This window comes from Derxia lacustris (assembly GCF_002105195.1).
Lineage (GTDB): Bacteria > Pseudomonadota > Gammaproteobacteria > Burkholderiales > Burkholderiaceae_E > Derxia > Derxia lacustris.
The window spans coordinates 286723-306060 of the sequence record NZ_MUHU01000025.1; the positions used below are offsets into that span (position 1 = coordinate 286723).

Consider the following 19338-nt stretch of genomic DNA (forward strand, 5'->3'; position numbering starts at 1 on the left):
GCGGGCGGACAAGTCTGCCCAGGGCGAGGTGACGGATGTTGCCGAAGCTGTCGCCGGCGCGGCGCTCAGTGCGGCGTGAACAGCCGCGTGAGATCGCGCCTCAGCTTGATGCCGGCGAGCGCATACGGCCCGCCGTCGAGGCCGTGCTCCAGCACCTTGTCGCGCTGGCCGGCGCGCAGCATCAGCACCAGCTCGGTGGCCTGCCGATGCAGTTCGGCATTCCACATCAGCACATCCTCGTAGGCCGGATGGGTCACGAAGCGCTGGCGACCGTCGTTGGCCAGCCAGATGCCGAGCGCCGACATGTCGCTGCGGCCGACCACCGCCGGGTCGAGCTCGCCGTCGCGGCCTTCCTCGATGGCGGAGCGGAACTGCGCCTTCCAGCGCATCAGCAGCTCGACCGCGCGGGTCAGGTCCATCGCGCCGTCCTGCGGCTGGGCATGGGCGCCGCCGGGTCGCGTGACCGGCCCGGCCGCCGCCGTCGACGCGCCGGCGCGGGTCTGCGGCGCGGGCGCCGGCACCGGCGCCGGCTCGGCCGAGAACACCCGCTTGAGCCAGCCGCCAAAGCCCTTGGACGGCGCTGCCGGCTGGGTCTGGGTCGCCGTGCCGCCGAAGAAGCGCGCGAAGAAGCCGGCCCGGCTGCCGCGCACATCCTCGTGCAGATGGCGCTCGTACTCGCCGAAGTCGCGGTCGGCGCGCTGGATGTGGCTGACCAGCCAGTCGCTCAGGAAATTGACGATGTCGAGTTCGAGCGGAAAGCCGGCCTGGAGCCGCTGCTTCTCGATGCGCACCCGCGCCACGAAGTCGTCGTGCTTGGTCTTGTGCGACGGGAAATCGGGATAGCGCGCATGCAGCATGTAGCGCTCCTCGTCGGCAAAGTGCAGCACCGTGTAGTGCTCCAGCGCATCGACGATCTCGCGCACCTCGGCCGAGCTGGCGTGATGCAGGGCCGCCTCGTAGACCCGGTTCACCAGCTCGAACAGGCCGCGATGCTGCTCGTCCACCTCCGGAATGCCGACGCTGAACTCGTCGCTCCAGTGCACAAGGGCGTTGATGCTGTCCATGAAAAGCCTCGCGGAATCGAATGCGGCCGAGCATCCCGGCTTGCCGCCATATGGCGCTTGATACCGCGCAATCCGAGAAAGTCAGTCAAGTGACGGATTTCACGGAATTTGATGACAGGCGCGAGTGCCGACTTCTGCGGGCGCGCTGCTAGTCTTGCGCGCCCTCCCCTCCTCCTGACGACTGGCCCATGAGCTACTGCGCAATCGACTTCGGTACCTCCAACTCGGCGGTGGCGCTGCCTGCGGCCAATCCGGGGTCGGCGCAGCCCGGCCGGCTGGTGCCGCTGGAGAACGGCGCGGTCACGCTGCCGACCGCCGTCTTCTTCGATGCCGACAACCAGCGCATCGAATACGGCCGCGCGGCGGTCGCCGCCTACATCGACGGCATCGACGGCCGGCTCATGCGCTCGATGAAAAGCATCCTCGGCTCGGACCTGATCGACCGCACGACCGACATCGGCGGGGGGCGCGGCCTGCCTTACGTGGACATCATCGCCACCTTCCTGCGCCATCTGAAGGCCCGCGCCGAGAGCGCCGCCGGCCATGAAATCCGCAGCGCAGTGCTCGGCCGGCCGGCCTTCTTCGTCGACGACGATCCGGTGCGCGACCGCGCCGCGCAGGACGCGCTGGAGGGCGCGGCGCGCAGCGTGGGCTTTCGCGACATCGCGTTCCAGTTCGAGCCGATCGCCGCCGCCTTCGACCATGAATCGCGGCTCAGTCATGAGGAAGTGGTGCTGGTGGTCGACATCGGCGGCGGCACGTCCGACTTCTCGCTGGTGCGCGTGGGGCCGGGGCGTGCCAGTCGGCTCGACCGCTCGGACGACCTGCTCGGCCATCACGGCGTGCATGTGGCCGGCACCGATTTCGACCGCCGCGTGGCGCTGGCCAGCGTGCTGCGGCCGCTCGGCCACGGCAGCAACGGCCCCGACGGCAAGCCGGTGCCGAGCAGCGTGTATTTCGATCTGGCCACCTGGCACCTCATCAACACGCTCTACAGCCCGCGCCGGCTGGCCGACTTTGCCGGCACCAAGCATCTGTACGCCGACCGCGCCCAGCACGCCCGCCTGATGCGCGTGCTCGAAGACCAGCTCGGCCACGCCCTGCTCGGCATCGCCGAAGACGCCAAGATCGCGGTCGCTGCCGGCGGCGCAACCCAGATCGACCTGTCGCTGATCGAGCGCGAATTGAGCGTGGCCTTCGACGAAAGCCAGCTGGTGCAGGCGGTCGAAGGCGAGATTGCGCGGATCGTCGCGGCGGCGACCGAAACCGTGCGCATGGCCGGGCTGCGACCGGAGGATGTGGATGCGCTCTATTTCACCGGTGGCTCGACCGGATTGCGGCTGCTGGTGGATGGGATTTGCGCCGGGTTTCCGGCGGCCAAGGCGGTGACCGGCGACCGGTTTGCGAGCGTGGCGGTGGGCTTGGGGATTTATGCGGGGCGGGTGTTTTGACCGGGGTTTTTGACATCGACGACGCTTCAAGGTCAGTCACGTCAAAAAACTTCTTCTTTCATATCAATCGCTTGCCCGCGTACCGTTCAATTCGAATTGACAGGCGACGCCTGATTTGACGCCGTCGCGTCAAAAAACCGGCTGCTTTGACACCGGTATCAGCCGGCCAGAAAGTAGCGCGCGCTCCTGAGCCGGCCAGCGATGCGCACCGCACCGGCAGCCATCAGCTCGCTGAGTACAGAACGCAGTCGCCGACGCGGAATTTCCTCGCCGATGCGCCGGTGAACGTCGCCGATGGGCGAGCCCGGATAGCGCCCCAGGTCTTCCAGCACCAGCGCGCGCAGACGGTGATCCTCGATGCGCTTGAGCGTCGTCACTGCCGGAAAGTCGAGCGTGCGCAGCAGCTCGGGCTGCACCGCGACGTTGACCGTCAATTCGCCCAGACGCCGCCGCAATGCGTCGGGCAACTCCGGCGGAATGCGCTGCCCCTGCGGCGGCAGTTCTTCGCCGTCCCCGATGCCGATGAGCAACCGGCCGCCAAGCGCGTTGGCGAAGGCCACGCAGTCCTTGGCCAACTCGGACCAGTCGGCCGTCTTTCCGGTGACAGCGCGGAGCGACTTGCGATCTGGAAGCTGGCCTTCGAGGCTCACGCGGCGGCCTCGTCGGGCAGGGGAATGCAGGGAATGTCGAGCTGGCCGGACATGAGTTCGAAGGACGGAAGAGGGTTGACCGGGGAGTTGCTGATGTTGCCGTATCACCCTTTACCACGCCGCGCGCCAGTGGCCGCGCTTGCAGCCACCGATCCGCGTTGCCGCCGCGCAGGCCCGATTTGCCCGGCCCGCAATCACTCCCGCACCGGCTCCGGCACTGCCTCGATCCGCCCGAGCAGGAACGTGAATGCCGCCATCCCGATCAGCAGCACGATTCCCGCCACCAGAAACGCATTCGCGAATGAATTGGTCGAGCCGACGATATAGCCGGTGACGATGGGCGCCACGCCACCCATCAGATTGTTGGCGAAATTCATGATGCCGCCGACCGTGCCGGTGCCGCCTTTCGGCGCAATCAATGACGGCAATGACCAGCCGACCGGCGCGGCGGCCGCCAATCCCGACAGCGCAATTGAAATCCACACGATGGCAATCGTCGGATCGGTGGTGGTCGTGGCGCCGAATACCGCAAGGCCACAGGCCATTCCACCGAGCAGCACGCCTTTTCGCACCCGGGTTTCGTCATGGCCGCGCGCAATCAGATGGTCGATGAGCCAGCCGCCGACAATCAGATCGGCCACCGTCGCGCACATCCACGGAATCGCGGCATAGCCGGCCGATTTGAGAATGCTCATGTGCATGGTCTGCACCAGATAGCCGGGCAGCCAGGTGAGAAACAGATAAAAGGTATAGCCATAGGCGGCAAAGCCGATGGTCAAACCCCAGACCTTTTTCTGCCTGAGCAGATAGCCGAGCATTCCGACCGCGCTTTCGGCCGAAACGCCTTCGGGCGTGGCGCCACCATTCACGATGTAATCGCGTTCTTCTCGCGTGAGTTTCGGGTCGGCGCTCGGGTCGCGGTAAATGAGATAGAACGCGACGAAATAGGCAAAGCTGAGCACGGCGGTAATGCCGAAGCCCCAGCGCCAGCCCAGATGCACGACCGCCAAGGCAATCAGCGGCACGCCGATCACATTGGAGAACTTGGCGGCGGCATCGAACAGCGCAGTGGCCATGGCACGTTCGCGGCGCGGAAACCAGTAGCCGGTGGCTTTGGAGCTGACCGGAAAGCCGGGCGCCTCGGCCACGCCGAGGATGGCGCGCGCGGCGAGGATGCCGCCGAGCCCGCCGGCCAGCGCCGTGAGCGTGGAGGCCACGCCCCACAGGAAGGCGCCGATGCGGCCGATGCGCGTGACGCCGAAGCGGTCGAGCACGACGCCGGTCGGGATTTGCAGCAGCGCATAGGTCCAGAAGAAGCCGCTGAACAGCAGGCCGAGGTCGGACGCGTCGAGGCCGAATTCCTGCTGGATCTGCGGCGCGGCGACCGACAGGTTGATGCGGTCGAAATAGTTCACGAGCACGCCGATGCCGAGCAGGCCGCCGATGCGCCAGCGACGTCCGCCAGCCGGGCGGGCAGGCGCGCTCGCGCCGGTGAGGGTGGTGGTGTTCATGCGAGGTCTCCTCGGGCGGTGCCGCGTTCGGTACGGTCGGTATGTGAGCTGGAATGAGGTGCGGCGTCAGGCGGCGGCGCGCGCGGCGAGCCAGCCGAGCACCTCGTCGCGCAGCTGGTCGGGGCCGTGGCGCACATCGGCGGTGATGTGGGCTTCGTCGGTATCGGGCGGCTCCAGCGCGGCGAACTGGCTGTCGAGCAGGCTGAGCGGCATGTAGTGACCTTCGCGCAGCAGCATCCGCTCGGCGATGAGGGTGCGCGTGCCGGCGAGATGGACGAACACGAGGTCGGCGTCGCCCTGGCGCAGGCGGTCGCGGTAGGCACGCTTGAGCGCCGAGCAGCCGAGCACCATGCGCTCGCCGCGCGCGCGGCCGGCGGCCAGGCGGTCGGCCAGCGCGGCGAGCCAGCCGGCGCGGTCGGCATCGGTGAGCGCGATGCCGGCGCGCATGCGGGCCACGTTCTCGGGCGGATGAAAGCTGTCGCCTTCGAGCCAGGTGGCGCCGAGCGCGGTGGCGAGCGCCGCGCCCACGCTGCTCTTGCCGCAGCCGGCGACGCCCATCACGACCAGGTTGGGTGAGTTCATGTTTACGTTAACAATCCAAAGCCGCAAAAAAAGCGCAGCACCGAAGCTGCGCTTGTGGGAGCAGATGTTAGCGTTATCAAACGGTTTGCAATGACCGGGATTTCCCGAATTCAGGCGCTGTCGCGCAGCTTGAGCTCAAAGCCCAGATCGACGCAGGGCGCGGCCGGCGGCTGGCCGGCGATGAGGTCGAGCAGCATCCGCGCCGCCTCCAGCCCGACGCGTTCGCGCGGCGTGGCGACAGTGGTGAGCGCGGGCGCGGTCCAGGCTGCCGGTTGCAGATCGTTGAAGCCGGCAATCGCGAGCCGGCCGGGCACGTCGATGCCGCGCTGGCGCGCGCGGGCCAGCGCGCCGATGGCGAGGTCGTCGTTGCAGCAGAACACGGCGTCGCAGTCGGGCCGGGCGTCGAGGATGCGGTCGAGCATCGCGGCGCCGAGCGCCATGCTCGACGGCGCGGGATCGTCGAAGCGCAGGCCGGCGACGTCGAGGCCGGCGGCGGTGAGTGCGGCGAGCCAGCCGTCGGCGCGCTTGAGCGTGCGTTCGTCGAGCTGGGCGGCCATGAAGGCGATGCGCCGGCGGCCGCTGGCGACCAGGTGATCGGCCAGCGCGCGGCCGGCGGCCAGCTGCGAGAAGCCGACGCAATGCCGGCCGTCGTCGGCCAGGTCCATCAGGTGGACCGTCGGCAGGCCGTGGCGGTCGAGCCAGGCGCGGCAGTCGGGCGATTGCGCGAGGCCGCTCACCAGAATGCCGTCGGGCTTGAATTCGAGATGGCTGCGCAGCAGGCGCAATTCCTCGTCGGCCGAGTAATGGGTGTTGGCGATGAGGATCTGGTAGCCGGCCGGGCCGAGCACCGCGTCGATGCCGGCCAGCACATCGATGAACACGGTGTTGGTCAGCGACGGGATGAGCACCAGCACCGTCTGCGAGCGCGCCGCCGCCAGCAGCCGCGCCTGCCGGTTGGGCACGTAACCCATCTGCTCCACCGCTTGCAGGATGCGTTCGCGCAGCGCCTCGGCGACCAGCGCCGGCGTGTTGAGCGCGCGCGAGACGGTGATGGCGCTGACGCCGGTGGCTTGCGCCACCTCGGCGAGGGTGACGTGGGTGGCGGGACGCGGGCGCGGTTTGCGGGGCATGGGCGGCGGGGTGGCAAAGGGCGGCGCGATTCTGCCAGCGGGGTGGCCGGCTAGGATGCGCCGACCTTCCTCCTCCACCGCACGCCATGGCCTCGACCGACTACACCACTCTCGCCAGCTCGCTGCGCCCCGCCGACACCGCCGCCGAGCGCTGGGTGCGCCTGACCATCGGCAAGCGCGGGCCGCTCTACCGCGCCCATGTCCACGACAGCGGCGCCAGCGGCAAGCCCGAAGCCTCGGCGCTCGACCACACCTGGCAGCTCGCGCTGGTCAACATGCGCGACCGCGCCAGCGCGCGCGGCATCGCCACCGATGCCGAAGGCGCGGCGCTGCTCGCCGAAGCCATCGCCGAATGCGAGGCGGCGATGACGGCGCGCGGCGGCTGAGCCGGCGCGCCGGGTTGGCGGCGCACGCGTCGCGCCCACCGGCGACGATCCGCCCAAGCGCGAAATGCCGCACAAACTCCGCGCCCGGTGTTTGCGCTAACAGGCTGCGGACGCGGGCCCGGCTGCGCAGACTGGCGTCACATCCACAACGAGCGCACCTCCGCGCCGCCGCCATGCCGCTGCTCCGCACCGCCACTGCCGTCATCGAGACCCTGCCCGGCGAAACCGTGCTCGACGCCCTGCTGCGCCGGGGCGTCGCCCATCCCTTCTCCTGCCGTGGCGGAAGCTGCCGCAGCTGCCTGCAACGCGCCACCGCCGGCCAGCCCGGCGAGCGCGCCCAGCGCAATCTCGCGCCCGAACTGGCCGCGCTCGGCTACTTCCTGCCCTGCGTCTGCGTGCCCGAAACCGACCTCGCGCTCGCGCCGCCCGATCCGGCGCACTTCTGGATCGACGCGCTGCTGGCCGCCAAGGCGCCGCTCGCCGACGGCCGCTGCAAGCTGCAATTCGAGCCGCTGAGCGCCCTCGCCTGCCCGGTCGGCACACCGATCCGGCTGCGCAATGCCGACGGCCTCGACGGCCGCGCCCGCGCCGCCAGCGATCCGGCGCAGGACTTCTATCTGGAGCTGGTGCTCGACCGCGCCGACGACTTCGGCCGCTGGGCCATCGACGTGCTGGCCGAGGGCGAGTCGGTGCAATTGCAGGCGCTGCCGGGCGGCGATGGCCGCGCCGCCGACGCTGGCGCCTCCGATGCCGCAGCCGACGCCGCGCCGGCCCAGCCGCAGCCGCCGCACGGCCATCCCGCCCACTCCGCCAGCGCCGCGCCGCGCCATCCCGAGCCCGCGCCGCCGCCGCCCGACCCTGCGCTCTGGGCCGCGCTCGACGGCGGCCGCGTGGTGCGCGCGGTGCTCGAAGACTTCTACGACCGCGTCTATGCCGACGCGCTGCTCGCGCCCTTCTTCCACAAGTTCACCAGACAGCGGCTGGTCGAGAAGCAGTACTCCTTCCTGCACGAGCTCATCACCGGCGAGCGCGTGTACTTCGGCAACCGGCCGCGCAACTCGCATCACTGGATGGTGATTTCCGACGAGCTGTTCGACCACCGCGAGGCGCTGATGCTGGCGGTGCTGCGCGAGCACGGGCTGAGCGAGGCGCTGGTGCAGCGCTGGCATGCCATCGAGAACCACTACCGCGGCGAAATCGTGAAGCCCGCCGCCTGGCCGAAGAAGGTCGGCGAATTCGAGGCGCCACTCGACGGCTTTGGCGAGCTGCTGATGGAGGTGGGCTCGGTCTGCGACGGCTGCGGCGGCGAAGTGGCCGCCGGCGAGACGGTGCGCTATCACCTGCGCGAAGGCACCGTGTTCTGCGCGCGCTGCGGCGAGGGCGGGGCGTTGAAGGCGGCGTGAGGCGCCCCCGGCCTCACACCGCCGGCTTCATCTCGAACAGCTCGGGATGAATCTTGGGATACACGCGCAGCCAGGTCAGCGTGCCCGGCCCGAGCAGCCGCACCGCTTCCCACACCTCGGTCGTCTGCTCGTCGCCGTCGCCGGCATCGAGGGCGGCGAGCAGTCGCGCCCAGCCCGGCCAGTCGATCTTGGGCAGCGCGGCGCGCACTTCGGGCTCCAGGTTGCGCGCGGTCTCGGCCACCACGCGATACAGCCGGCGCACCTCGGCGCGGGTGAGGCGCGAGCGGCGGAACTCGGCCTCCTCGACGTTCTCGACCAGGATCAGGGCGTTCATGCAGCTATCGCGCATCAGCGACAGCATCGAGGCGGTAATCATCGGGCGGCTTCCTGTGGATTTCTGGACGGCCGCAAGAATAGGCCCGGCCGCCGCAGGGGCATGACGGGCGCTACGCCGCTGCAAGGCCCGCACACCACGCCGGGCAGCGCCGCCCGCCGCATGCGGGATACTCTCGGGTTCCCCGCGCGCCCTCGCGCGCGACCGGGCCGCCGCCGCGCCCAGCGCAAACCCGCCCGGCCCGAACCGCTCTTCACGGGATCCACGCCATGCCCCAATACCGCTCACGCACCTCGACCGCCGGCCGCAACATGGCCGGCGCCCGCGCGCTCTGGCGCGCCACCGGCATGAAGGATGACGACTTCACCAAGCCGATCATCGCCATCGCCAACAGCTTCACGCAGTTCGTGCCGGGCCATGTCCACCTCAAGGACCTGGGCCAACTGGTCGCGCGCGAGATCGAGGCGGCCGGCGGCGTGGCCAAGGAGTTCAACACCATCGCGGTCGACGACGGCATCGCCATGGGCCACAGCGGCATGCTGTATTCGCTGCCCTCGCGCGACCTGATCGCCGACTCGGTCGAGTACATGGTCAACGCCCACTGCGCCGACGCGCTCGTGTGCATCAGCAACTGCGACAAGATCACGCCCGGAATGCTGATGGCCGCGCTGCGGCTCAACATCCCCGCCGTGTTCGTCTCGGGCGGGCCGATGGAAGCCGGCAAGGTGCAGTGGGAAGCCAAGATCATCCCGGTCGACCTGATCGACGCGATGATCAAGGCCGGCGACGACAAGGTGAGCGACGCCGAAGTGGCCGAATACGAACGCTCGGCCTGCCCGACCTGCGGTTCGTGCTCGGGCATGTTCACCGCCAACTCCATGAACTGCCTGACCGAGGCGCTGGGCCTGTCGCTGCCCGGCAATGGCTCGATCGTCGCCACGCATGCCGACCGCCGCGAGCTGTTCCTGCAGGCCGGCCGCACCGCCGTCGAGATCGCACGCCGCTACTACGAGCAGGACGACGAATCGGTCCTGCCGCGCAACATCGCCAGCTTTGCCGCGTTTGAAAACGCCATGAGCCTCGACGTGTCGATGGGCGGCTCGACCAACACCGTGCTGCATCTGCTGGCCGCCGCGCGCGAGGCCGGCGTCGACTTCACGATGAAGGACATCGACCGCATCTCGCGCCGCGTGCCCTGCCTGAGCAAGGTGGCGCCGGCCAAGAGCGACGTGCACATGGAAGACGTGCATCGCGCCGGCGGGATCATGGCCATTCTCGGCGAGCTGGACCGCGCCGGGCTCATCAACCGTGACGTGCCGACCATCCACACGAAGACGCTCGGCGAGGCGATTGCCAAGTACGACATCGTCACCACCGCCGACGAGGCCGTGAAGCAGTTCTTCCGCGCCGCGCCGGGCGGCGTGCCGACCCAGGTGGCGTTCAGCCAGGAGCGGCGCTATCCCTCGCTCGACACCGACCGCACCAAGGGCGTCATCCGCGACAAGGCCAATGCCTTCAGCCAGGACGGCGGGCTGGCGGTGCTCTACGGCAACATCGCGCGCAACGGCTGCATCGTGAAGACGGCGGGCGTCGACGACAGCATCCTCAAGTTCACCGGCACGGCGCGCGTGTTCGAGAGCCAGGACGAGGCGGTCGAGGCCATCCTCGCCGACAAGATCAAGGCCGGCGACGTGGTCGTGATCCGCTACGAAGGCCCGAAGGGCGGCCCCGGCATGCAGGAGATGCTCTATCCCACGAGCTATCTGAAGTCGAAGGGCCTGGGCAAGGCCTGCGCGCTGCTGACCGACGGGCGCTTCTCGGGCGGCACCAGCGGGCTGTCGATCGGCCATGCCTCGCCCGAGGCGGCGATGGGCGGCGACATCGCGCTGGTGGTCAACGGCGACAGCATCGTCATCGACATCCCGAACCGCACGATCCATCTCAATGTCGGCGAGTCGCTGTTGTCGCAGCGCCGCTCGGCGCAGCTGGCGCGCGGCGACCGCGCCTTCAAGCCGCTGTACCGCGACCGTCAGGTGAGCGCGGCGCTGCAAGCCTATGCGGCGCTGACCACCAGCGCCGATACCGGCGCGGTGCGCGACGTGACGCAGATCCAGCAGCGCGGCTGAACCGGCGCGCGGCGCCGTCCGTCGGCGCCGCGCTCAGGTCCGGTCAAGCCCGCGCGCGCCGCGCCGTAACGCCGTTGCAGGCGTCCGATCGGCGCGCGCCGCGACCGGATCGCCCCGATGCATGGCAGTTACCACCCGCTACTCGTTCTTCTTTCGCTGATCGTGGCCACCGGCGCCGCCTACACGGCGCTGCTGCTGGCCGGCCGGCTGAGCGATGCCCGGCCGCGCCGCCAGGCGTTCTGGCTCGCCGGCGGCGCCACCACGCTCGGCACCGGCATCTGGTCGATGCACTTCATCGGCATGCTCGCCTTCGAGCTGCCGATCCCGGTCGGCTACGACCTGGGCCTGACCGCGCTGTCCTGGGCGCTGGCGGTCGCCGCGTCGGCACTGGCGCTGGGGCTCACGCTGCGCGACCGGCTGACGCCGCTGCGCGGTGCGCTCGGCGCGCTGGTCATCGGCGGCGGCATCGGCGCCATGCACTACATCGGCATGGCGGCGCTCCAGATGCAGCCAGCAATCCATTACCGGCCCGGGCTGTTCGCGCTGTCGGTGGGCATTGCGGTGGCGGCATCGGGCGCGGCGGTGGTGATCCTGCGCTGGCTGCAGCAGCGCCGGGCCGGCTCGCGCGCGGCACCGCTGGCCGGCGCGATGGCGCTCGGTCTGGCCATCACCGGCATGCACTACACGGCGATGGCGGCGGCCGAGTTCGCGCCCGGCGCGGTCTGCGGTGCGCTCGGCTCGCTGAGCGCCGACAACCTGCTGGCCACGGTGCTGACCGGCGTGATCGGCATGCTGGGCCTGGGCGCCACGGTGGCCGAGCTGGATGCGCATTCGCGCAACCGGGCCGAGGCGCATGCGCGCTCGCTGGCGCGCGCCAGCAGCCAGTTGCGCCGCATGGCCGTGCATGACGCGCTGACCGGCCTGCCCAACCGGCGCCGGCTGCTGCGCCGGCTCACCGCTGCCGCCGAACGGGCCCGGCGCGACGGCGGCCGGGTCGGGCTGCTGGTGCTCGGGCTCGACGGCTTCAAGGCCATCAACGATGCGCTCGGTCATGCCGGCGGCGACGAGCTGCTGCGCCGCGTGGCCGGCGAGCTGGCCGAGTGCCGGCCGGCCGGCAGCAAGCTGGCGCGGCTCGGCGGCGACGAGTTCGCGCTGCTCTATCCGCAGCCGCCCGCGCTGGCCGACGTGACCGCGCTGGCCGACCGGCTGATCGCCCAGGTCAACCTGCCGCGCAACATCGCCGGGCATGAGATCCGCATCTCGGCCTCGGTCGGCATTGCGCTGCTGCCCGACCATGCGGCCGACGCACGCCAGCTGCTGGTGCATGCCGATGCCGCGCTGCGCGCCGCCAAGCACGCCGACCGCAGCCGGCATTGCGTGTTCGATCCGTCGATCGCGCTGGCCACCGGCGACACGCTGCGCACCCATGCCGAGCTGATCGGCGCGCTCGGCCGCGGCGAGCTCGAACTCTTCCTGCAACCCAAGGTGACGGCCTGCGGCGCCCGCCCGGCCGGCGCCGAGGCGCTGCTGCGCTGGCGCCATCCGCGGCGCGGCGTGCTGGCGCCGGGCGAATTCCTGCCCATCGCCGAGCGCTTCGGCCTCATGAATCCGATCGGCGACTGGGTCATCGACGCCGGCTGCGCCCTGGCGGCCCGGCTGGCCCAGGCCGGCCGGCCCTGCCGCATCGCCATCAATCTGTCGCCGGTGCAGTTCAAGCAGCCCGACCTGGTGCAACGGCTCGGCGCGGCGCTGCTGCGCCACGGCATCGGCGGCGCCCAGCTGCTGATCGAGATCACCGAAAGCTCGGCCATCGAGAACCCGGCCGGCTTCGTCGAGCGGCTGGCCGAGCTGCGCGCGCTCGGCCTCGACGTGGCGCTGGACGACTTCGGCACCGGCTATTCGAGCCTGTCCTATCTGCGGCTGGTGCGGGCGCGCCAGCTCAAGCTCGACCGCTCCTTCGTGCACGACATCGCGCAGAGCGGCGAGAGCCGGATCATCGTCGGCGCCATCCTCCAGCTGGCCCATGCCATCGGCATGACCACCGTCGCCGAGGGCGTGGAGGATGAAGCCCAGGCGCGGCTGCTGGAACAGCTGGGCTGCGACGAATTGCAGGGCTATCTGTATTCGCGCCCGCTGCCCGAGGCCGAGTTCCTGCGCTGGCTCGACCGCCAGCACGAGCGACTCGCGGCCGGCCTGCCGACGCTGCAACTGCGCCCGACCCGCGCCGACGAGGCCGACGCGATGGTCGCGCTCAACGCCCAGAGCGCCCGCAGCGCTCAGCCGCGCGCCGGATAGGTCAGCAGCCCGAAGTGCGCGAGGTTGACCAGCAGATGCGCGAGCATCGCCGCCGCCAGCCCGCCGCGCCGCCAGGCCAGCCCGTAGCCCACGCCGGCCAGCCCGGCCAGCGCCACCAGCAGCGCGCCACCGGCCGCATGCGCCAGCCCGAAGACCAGCGCCGACAGCCCGAGCGCCAGCGTCGGCCGGCCGAACCGACGCTCCAGCCCGGCCAGCAGCCAGCCACGGAACACCGCCTCCTCGATCAGCACCGTGAAGGCGGCATTGCCGGCCAGCCAGAGCCAGGCCGCCTCGGGCCATTTGGGCGCCCAGCCGAGCGCGCCGGCCGCCACGCCCATGCCCAGGCAGACGGTCGCCGTGGCGGCACCCGCCAGCAGCCCGACCGCAAACCAGCCCGGCGCCGCCCGGCGCAGGCGCAGCGGCGCCCAGGCCAGCAGCAGCGCATGGGCCAGCAGGGGCGTGTCGAGATTGAAGTAGAGCGAGAACGGCAGCGCGTCGGGCGTGAAGCGCTGGGCGCCGAGCACGCGCAGATTGTCGAAGCCGGGCCAGCGATGCGTCATGAGCGCCGCCGCCAGCAGCACGAAGCCGAGCTGGGCGGCCGAGCGCAGCCCGGCGCCGGTCGCCTGCCAGCCGGCCGCGACGAGCGCCAGCAGCACCAGCGCCAGACCGGCCGGCGCATGCAGCCGCCCGGCCGCGGCCGCCAGCGCATAGCCCGCGACCGCCAGCGCCCAGCCCGCACCGCGCACGCCGACCGCGCGATGCAGCAGCGCCGGCGTGGCAGCGCCGAGCGCCAGCCACGGCGCCAGTGCCGACCATGCCGGCGTCATGCCGCGCCCGCCGGCCGCAACTCAGTGCAGCGCTGTTGCAACCGCCGCCGTCGCGGCGGCGGCCTGCGGCGGCTGACCGCCAGCCAGCGCCTGGCCCCACAGGTCGGCCAGCCAGATCGATCCGCGCCGGCCCAGATGGTTGTCGTCGGCATACAGCGACCAGCCATCCGCCGCCGTGATGCAGCGCTGTTCATCGCACAGCCGCGCGCCCACGTCGATCAGCTCGAAAGGCTTGACTGCACGCACCTTGGCCAGCACCTCGCGCGCCAGCGCCTGCCGCTTGTCGTGCTCGCTGCGCGGCAGATCGACCATCGGCGGCGTGCCGAACAGCGTCGACAGCGCCAGTGCGCGCGGGATGTCGTAGCGCTGCTCGGGGATGTGGGCGATGACGGTGATCTGCTTGTCGCCCATGGCATCGAGCGTGCGAAGCAGGCCGCGCTCGACCACATGGCGGTTCTCGGCATAGCTCGGCGTCACCGTCTGGTCGTCGCGCAGCAGCCAGGCCTGGTTGGAGGCGAACTGGCCGTAGCGCGTGCCAAGCACCGCCGCAGTCCAGCGCGCCACGATCAGCACATGATCGATCGATTGATGCGCGCGGATGAACTCGACCGCCGCCACCATGAAATCGGCGCACTTGGCGGTCGATCCATCCGAACGGACCGCGCCGATCATCGGATAGCAGCCGCTGTAGGTCAGCACATAGCCCTTGCGGCCGGCGGCGCGGGCAGCGGCGTCCACGCCGGGCGCGATCGCATCGCCAAAGCTGTCGCCGATCAGCACGAAACTGGGTTCGGCAGTGCCGGGCGCGCCGATTTCACAAAGATCGCCCGCCTTCACTCGCTCGACGGACGCGCGATCGCAAGTCAGGCGGTCGGGATTGGTGTCGAGCGCACCCGCGGCATAGTTGCGCGCCGCCGGCTCGAAGCGATCCGGGAAGCCGCGGCCGAGCTGACCTGCGATCGCGAACGCCACCCCCGCCACCATGAAGGCGGCGGTGCCCGCGAACATGCCGTTGCGGCCGATCGCAAAGCCGGCATTGGCCGAGCGGAACGGCGTCTCGATCCACTTCCACGAGGCCCACGAAAACGCCAGCACGACCGCCAGATAGACCGCAGATTCGGCCGCCGTCATCTCGCGGAACAGGATGTAGCGCGCCGCCACCAGCAGCGGCCAGTGCCACAGGTAGAGCGAGTAGGAGATGCGCCCCACGAAGGTCATGAAGGGCAGCGCCAGCAGCCCGCCCACGCGGCCGGTGCCGCCGGCGCCGGCATGCAGCAGCAGCGCCGCGCCCACGCAGGGCGGAATCGCGCGCTCGCCCGGGAAGGCATCGTGCGGCCCGTACAGGAAGACGCCGCCGGCGATCAGCGCCAGCCCCAGTGCCGACGCGATCTCGCGGCCGACCGCGCTGCGGATCGGCGGCACGATGCCGCGCGACAGCACGGCGCCGATCATCAGCTCCCACATGCGGCCGAACGGCAGGTAGAAGGCCGCATCCGCATCGGCACGCAGCTGCCAGATGGAGAAAGCCAGCGACGCCGCCGCAAGCACCAGGATGGCGGCGTTGAACTGCCGGCGCGCATAGCGCCACATCAGCCAGGCGAAGAACGGGAAGAAGACGTAGTACTGCTCCTCCACCGCCAGCGACCAGGTGTGCAGGAAGGGCTTGGTCTCCGAATCGGGATCGAAGTAGCCGCTCTTCACGAAGAAATAGATGTTGGACGAGAACAGCAGCGCCGCCGCCAGGCTCTGCCCGAGCGCCTTGAAATCGATCGGCGTGAAGAACAGCGCGAAGAACGCCACCGTGAAGGCGGCCATCGCGAACAGCGCCGGCTGGATGCGGCGGATCCGGCGCTCGTAGAAGGTGACGATGGAAAAGCTGCCGTTCTCGATCTCGGTGAAGATGATCTTGGAGATGAGGTAGCCCGAGATCACGAAGAACACGTCCACGCCCACATAGCCGCCCGGGAAACCCGAGATGCCGGCATGGAAGAGGACGACCGAGAGCACGGCCACGGCCCGCAAGCCGTCGATGTCGGGGCGGTATTTGACTGAGGAGGACATGGGTCGGGGGGCGCAGGAGGCTTTGGAGGTATCGCGGACCGGTCCGCCTGACGGCGACCGGTCCGCGCGCCCGTCAGGGACGCGGAAGTACCGGGCAAGCTATCCGAAGGCGTTTGGCCGTTTCAACGCACGGAATGCGCCGTTCCCCAACTTCTTAACGTTTACCCGCGACACCGGCCGCTGCACCGCAACATCGATGGTCGGTGCGCGCCCCACGGAAGCGACCGCCCGCCCACATCGGCAACGCGGCCGGCCCCGCCGCTCACCGCTCGATGGCCGTCACCACCAGCTCGCCGCCCGCCATGTCGGCGGCAAAGCGGACCTTGTCGCCGGGCTTGAGGCCGTCGAGCAGCGCCGGCGGGCGGGCCTTGAACACCATCGTCATCGCGTCCATGTCGAGATTGGGGATGCGTTCATGGCGCAGCGTGACGGTGCCGGCACGCAGGTCGAGCTTGCGCACCTCGCCGGCCACCAGCGGGCGCGGCGCGGGCGGCGTCTGCGCCACGGCCATGGCCGCCGGCAGCAGCGCCAAGGCGCAGATGAAATGCCTCTTCTTCGGATCGATGGCTCGCATGGAAGTCTCCTGGGTCAGTGCCGGTGTCCGCCGGCGGCGGGCTTGATGGCGTCGAGGGTGGCGGGAGCGGTCGGCGCGGGCGCCTCGACGCTGGCGGGCAGCGCGCCGGTCCATTCGCGCGCCACCGTGCCGGGCGGATGGCGATACCAGCCCGGATCGGCGTAACTGCCGCGCGGCTGGTCGTCGCGCACCTTGAGCACGGTGAACATGCCGCCCATCTCGATCGGGCCGAACGGGCCCTGGCCGCTCATCATCGGCAGGGTGTTGTCGGGCAGCGGCATGGCCATGCGCGGGTCTCCCATCTCGGCCATGCCGGCCTGGCCCATCGGCATGTAGTCGGGCATGAGCCGGCGCAGCTTGGCGAGCATGTCGCGCTGGTCCACGCCCACGGGCAGGTTCACCGCATGGCCCATCGCGTTCATGGTGTGGTGCGACTTGTGGCAGTGGAACGACCAGTCGCCGGGCAGGCTGGCGTCGAACTCGACGGCGCGCATGGCGCCGACCGGCAGGTCCACCGTCACCTCGGGCCAGCGCGCGCCCTTGGGCACCCAGCCGCCGTCGGTGCCGGCCACTTCGAGCACCGCGCCGTGCAGATGCATCGGGTGGTTGGTCATGGTCAGGTTGCCCATGCGGATGCGCACCCGCTCGCCGGTACGCGCCACCAGATGATCGATGCCGGGGAAGACGCGCGAATTCCAGGTCCACAGGCTGAAGTCGGTCATGGTCATCACGCGCGGCGTGGCGCTGCCCGGATCGATGTCGTAGGCCGACACCAGAAAGCAGTAGTCGCGGTCAACCCGCATCTGCCGTGCATCTTTGGGGTGGACCACGATGAAGCCCATCATGCCCATCGCCATCTGCACCATCTCGTCGGCATGCGGGTGGTACATGAAGGTGCCCGAGCGCGTCATGGTGAATTCGTAGACGAAGGTCTTGCCGGGCGCGATCTGCGGCTGGGTCAGGCCGCCGACGCCGTCCATGCCGTTGGGCAGCAGCACGCCGTGCCAGTGGATGGTGGTGTGCTCGGCGAGCTTGTTGGTGACGAAGATGCGCAGCCGGTCGCCCTCGACGCATTCGAGCGTGGGGCCGGGGCTCTGGCCGTTGTAGCCCCACAGGTTGGCGACCATGCCGGGCGCGATCTCGCGCGCGACGGGTTCGGCGACCAGATGGAATTCCTTCACGTTGCCGTTCATGCGGAAGGGCAGCGTCCAGCCGTTGAGCGTGACGACCGGGTTGTAGGGCCGGCCGGCCGTGGGCGCGAGCGGCGGTTGCGTGAGCGGCGAGGCTTGCGTGGGCGCCTCGGGCACGGCGGCCTGGGCCGCGCGGCTGACGGCGCCGGCGCCGAGCAGCGCCGCGCCGGCGAGGAAATGGCGGCGATCAGTGGGCATGGTTGTGCTCGGGGGCGGGTTGCGGGGCCTGGACGGAGGCGGCGGGCTGCGGCGCGACGGTGGCCGGCGCCGCGGCCAGCGGCAGCGGCCGGCCGATGGCGGCTTGCAGATCGGCCTCGGCGAGCCAGAAATCGCGCTCGGCCTCGATGGCGCCGGTCACCGCGTCGATCTGCTCGCGCGCATCGATGAGCAGGGTGAACACGTCGGCAAACATGGCGTTGTAGCGCAGCAGCTGCTCGTCGGAAATCTGGCGCCGCAGCGGGATGACCTCGTCGCGGTAGCGCGCCGCCAGCTGCCAGCCGGCGCGGTAGCGCGCATGCGCCTCGCGCACCTGGGAGCGGGCATCGACCACGGCCTGCGCGGTGCGCTGCACGCGCTGCCAGTAGCCGGCCTCGGCGCGCGCGCGGCGCGCATCGCCCTGGTCGAACAGCGGCAGCTCAAGGCTGATCTCGTAGCCGTCGGCGCGCGCCTCGCCGGGCTTGCTGCGGTTGGCATAGCCCAGCTCCGCGACATTGATCCAGCGCGTCGCGCGCGCCAGCCCCAGGTCGCGCGCGGCGGCTTCGGCATCAAGGCGGGCGGCCTGCACGTCGAGCCGGCTGTCGAGCGCGGTCTGCTCGGCATCGCGCAGGTCGAGCGCTACGGCGGGCAGCGGCGGCAGACGGTCGGGCAGGTGCGGCAGCGGCTCGGCGGCGGCGACTTGCGACGGTGCGGATGCGGCGTCGGCCACCGCTTGCGGCGGCTGGGTCGGGCCGCCCGTGCGCGGCGCCGGCGGCGTCACGTCGGTCAGCCCGATCAGCCGCGCCAGCCGTTCGCGCGTGGCGGTGGCGACCAGTTCGGCGCGTTGCAGCCGGGCGCGGGTGTCGGCCAGAAAGGCGTCTTCGCGCAACTGGGCCAGCCGGGGCCATTGGCCGGCCGCGACCATGCGCCGGCCCAGCTCGGCCGAGGCGGCGGCGGCATCGACCGCCTGGTGCGCATAGACCAGGGCCTGGCGCGCGGCCACCGCCTCGATCCAGGCGCGCCGGGTGTCGATGGCGAGCCGCACGGCGGCATCGGCCGCGACCAGCCGGGCCCGGTCGAAGCGGCGCTGCTCGATGTCGCGCCGCAGCCCGAGCGTGAGCAGGCCGACCAGGTCGAGCGTGACGCTGCGGTCGATGTCGGCGCCGGCGCCGTTGACCAGCCGCGAAAAGCCGAACGCGGGATTGCGCAGCCGGCCGGCCTGGGCGCGGTCGGCATCGGCCAGCAGCAGTTCGGCCAGATCGGCCTGAAGGCCGGGGTTGTGCGCGAGCGCCAGCGCAATCGCGCGTTCGGCGTCGAGCGGGTCGGCGCCGAGGTCGGGCGGCTCGGGCGGGTCGGTGCGCAAGGCGGGCAGCGGCTGGCCGGTGCGCGGCGCGATCTCGGCATCGAGGCCGGCCAGGGCGTCGCCGGCCTGGGGCGTGGCGCAGCCGGCGAGCGCGCCGGCCAACGCCAGCGCGGCCGCGCCGGGGCGCAGGGGAAAAAACGGGAACACGGGAAATCCTCCGGAAGATCGGTCGATGCCAGCGGCGCAAGGACGCTGG

The 19338-nt window shown here is 70.7% G+C and carries 16 protein-coding genes; 5 read left to right on the forward strand and 11 right to left on the reverse strand.

Going from position 1 to position 19338, the window contains the following annotated elements; translation table 11 throughout:
* Window positions 1-65 precede the first annotated feature (65 nt).
* A complete protein-coding gene (locus tag B9P64_RS17260; protein WP_085317246.1) occupies window positions 66-1064 on the reverse strand; it encodes a bacteriohemerythrin in 999 nt (332 codons plus the stop codon).
* A 188-nt stretch (window positions 1065-1252) separates the two neighbouring features.
* Between B9P64_RS17260 and B9P64_RS17265 the strand changes: the two genes are divergently transcribed.
* The gene (locus B9P64_RS17265; RefSeq protein ID WP_085317247.1) at window positions 1253-2515 is read left to right on the forward strand and encodes an Hsp70 family protein; all 1263 of its coding nucleotides are present in this window, start codon (window positions 1253-1255) and stop codon (window positions 2513-2515) included.
* A gap of 158 nt (window positions 2516-2673) precedes the next feature.
* Here the strand turns inward: B9P64_RS17265 and B9P64_RS27055 are convergent, their stop codons facing one another.
* The 4 genes from B9P64_RS27055 to gntR form a co-directional block, all read right to left on the reverse strand.
* On the reverse strand, window positions 2674-3165 hold the full coding sequence (locus tag B9P64_RS27055; protein ID WP_217808703.1) for an AlbA family DNA-binding domain-containing protein: 492 nt from the start codon (window positions 3163-3165) through the stop codon (window positions 2674-2676).
* Between the two features lie 194 nt (window positions 3166-3359).
* Entirely contained in the window at window positions 3360-4676 is a 1317-nt protein-coding gene (locus B9P64_RS17275) for an MFS transporter (RefSeq protein ID WP_085317248.1), read from the reverse strand.
* Window positions 4677-4742: 66 nt separating this feature from the next.
* On the reverse strand, window positions 4743-5258 hold the full coding sequence (locus B9P64_RS17280) for a gluconokinase (protein ID WP_085317249.1): 516 nt from the start codon (window positions 5256-5258) through the stop codon (window positions 4743-4745).
* Between the two features lie 110 nt (window positions 5259-5368).
* A complete protein-coding gene (gene gntR, locus B9P64_RS28165) occupies window positions 5369-6388 on the reverse strand; it encodes an HTH-type transcriptional regulator GntR (protein WP_085317250.1) in 1020 nt (339 codons plus the stop codon).
* An 86-nt stretch (window positions 6389-6474) separates the two neighbouring features.
* Between gntR and B9P64_RS28170 the strand changes: the two genes are divergently transcribed.
* Together B9P64_RS28170 and B9P64_RS28175 are read left to right on the forward strand one after the other, a co-directional pair.
* A complete protein-coding gene (locus B9P64_RS28170; protein ID WP_139826360.1) occupies window positions 6475-6774 on the forward strand; it encodes a hypothetical protein in 300 nt (99 codons plus the stop codon).
* A 173-nt stretch (window positions 6775-6947) separates the two neighbouring features.
* Window positions 6948-8177, forward strand: a complete 1230-nt coding sequence (locus B9P64_RS28175) for a 2Fe-2S iron-sulfur cluster-binding protein (RefSeq protein WP_235840026.1) — start codon at window positions 6948-6950, stop codon at window positions 8175-8177.
* Between the two features lie 13 nt (window positions 8178-8190).
* Here B9P64_RS28175 and B9P64_RS17295 read toward each other — a convergent pair whose 3' ends face one another.
* On the reverse strand, window positions 8191-8553 hold the full coding sequence (locus tag B9P64_RS17295; RefSeq protein ID WP_085317252.1) for a hypothetical protein: 363 nt from the start codon (window positions 8551-8553) through the stop codon (window positions 8191-8193).
* A 227-nt stretch (window positions 8554-8780) separates the two neighbouring features.
* Between B9P64_RS17295 and ilvD the strand changes: the two genes are divergently transcribed.
* Both ilvD and B9P64_RS17305 read left to right on the forward strand, forming a co-directional pair.
* On the forward strand, window positions 8781-10637 hold the full coding sequence (gene ilvD, locus B9P64_RS17300; protein ID WP_085317253.1) for a dihydroxy-acid dehydratase: 1857 nt from the start codon (window positions 8781-8783) through the stop codon (window positions 10635-10637).
* A 117-nt stretch (window positions 10638-10754) separates the two neighbouring features.
* Complete coding sequence (locus B9P64_RS17305; protein ID WP_085317254.1) at window positions 10755-12932, forward strand: putative bifunctional diguanylate cyclase/phosphodiesterase; 2178 nt, start codon at window positions 10755-10757, stop codon at window positions 12930-12932.
* On the opposite strand, the gene B9P64_RS17310 is transcribed toward B9P64_RS17305, so the two are convergent.
* From B9P64_RS17310 to B9P64_RS17330, 5 genes are all read right to left on the reverse strand, one after another.
* Window positions 12914-13759 carry a CPBP family intramembrane glutamic endopeptidase gene (locus tag B9P64_RS17310; protein WP_085317255.1) on the reverse strand — a complete coding sequence of 282 codons (846 nt, stop codon included), beginning with the start codon at window positions 13757-13759 and terminating at the stop codon, window positions 12914-12916. The two genes, B9P64_RS17305 and B9P64_RS17310, sit on opposite strands and share 19 nt — an antisense overlap.
* 21 nt (window positions 13760-13780) lie before the next feature.
* Window positions 13781-15820, reverse strand: coding sequence for an acyltransferase family protein (locus B9P64_RS17315; RefSeq protein ID WP_085317256.1), 2040 nt, complete (start codon window positions 15818-15820; stop codon window positions 13781-13783).
* 262 nt (window positions 15821-16082) lie between these two features.
* Complete coding sequence (locus B9P64_RS17320; RefSeq protein WP_085317257.1) at window positions 16083-16394, reverse strand: copper-binding protein; 312 nt, start codon at window positions 16392-16394, stop codon at window positions 16083-16085.
* A 14-nt stretch (window positions 16395-16408) separates the two neighbouring features.
* Window positions 16409-17782: a multicopper oxidase family protein gene (locus tag B9P64_RS17325; RefSeq protein ID WP_085317258.1), complete on the reverse strand. Its 1374-nt coding sequence runs from the start codon at window positions 17780-17782 to the stop codon at window positions 16409-16411.
* Window positions 17772-19289, reverse strand: a complete 1518-nt coding sequence (locus B9P64_RS17330; protein WP_139826362.1) for a TolC family protein — start codon at window positions 19287-19289, stop codon at window positions 17772-17774. The genes B9P64_RS17325 and B9P64_RS17330 overlap by 11 nt, the downstream gene beginning before the upstream one ends.
* Window positions 19290-19338: the final 49 nt, after the last annotated feature.

What these genes read in the sequence shown, in the direction of transcription:
- B9P64_RS17260 (WP_085317246.1), bottom strand. Translation starts at nt 1,064, where the DNA reads ATGGACAGCATCAACGCCCTTGTGCACTGGAGCGACGAGTTCAGCGTC.
- B9P64_RS17265 (WP_085317247.1), top strand. Translation starts at nt 1,253, where the DNA reads ATGAGCTACTGCGCAATCGACTTCGGTACCTCCAACTCGGCGGTGGCG.
- B9P64_RS17275 (WP_085317248.1), bottom strand. Translation starts at nt 4,676, where the DNA reads ATGAACACCACCACCCTCACCGGCGCGAGCGCGCCTGCCCGCCCGGCT.
- B9P64_RS17280 (WP_085317249.1), bottom strand. Translation starts at nt 5,258, where the DNA reads ATGAACTCACCCAACCTGGTCGTGATGGGCGTCGCCGGCTGCGGCAAG.
- gntR (WP_085317250.1), bottom strand. Translation starts at nt 6,388, where the DNA reads ATGCCCCGCAAACCGCGCCCGCGTCCCGCCACCCACGTCACCCTCGCC.
- B9P64_RS28170 (WP_139826360.1), top strand. Translation starts at nt 6,475, where the DNA reads ATGGCCTCGACCGACTACACCACTCTCGCCAGCTCGCTGCGCCCCGCC.
- B9P64_RS28175 (WP_235840026.1), top strand. Translation starts at nt 6,948, where the DNA reads ATGCCGCTGCTCCGCACCGCCACTGCCGTCATCGAGACCCTGCCCGGC.
- B9P64_RS17295 (WP_085317252.1), bottom strand. Translation starts at nt 8,553, where the DNA reads ATGATTACCGCCTCGATGCTGTCGCTGATGCGCGATAGCTGCATGAAC.
- ilvD (WP_085317253.1), top strand. Translation starts at nt 8,781, where the DNA reads ATGCCCCAATACCGCTCACGCACCTCGACCGCCGGCCGCAACATGGCC.
- B9P64_RS17305 (WP_085317254.1), top strand. Translation starts at nt 10,755, where the DNA reads ATGCATGGCAGTTACCACCCGCTACTCGTTCTTCTTTCGCTGATCGTG.
- B9P64_RS17310 (WP_085317255.1), bottom strand. Translation starts at nt 13,759, where the DNA reads ATGACGCCGGCATGGTCGGCACTGGCGCCGTGGCTGGCGCTCGGCGCT.
- B9P64_RS17315 (WP_085317256.1), bottom strand. Translation starts at nt 15,820, where the DNA reads ATGTCCTCCTCAGTCAAATACCGCCCCGACATCGACGGCTTGCGGGCC.
- B9P64_RS17320 (WP_085317257.1), bottom strand. Translation starts at nt 16,394, where the DNA reads ATGCGAGCCATCGATCCGAAGAAGAGGCATTTCATCTGCGCCTTGGCG.
- B9P64_RS17325 (WP_085317258.1), bottom strand. Translation starts at nt 17,782, where the DNA reads ATGCCCACTGATCGCCGCCATTTCCTCGCCGGCGCGGCGCTGCTCGGC.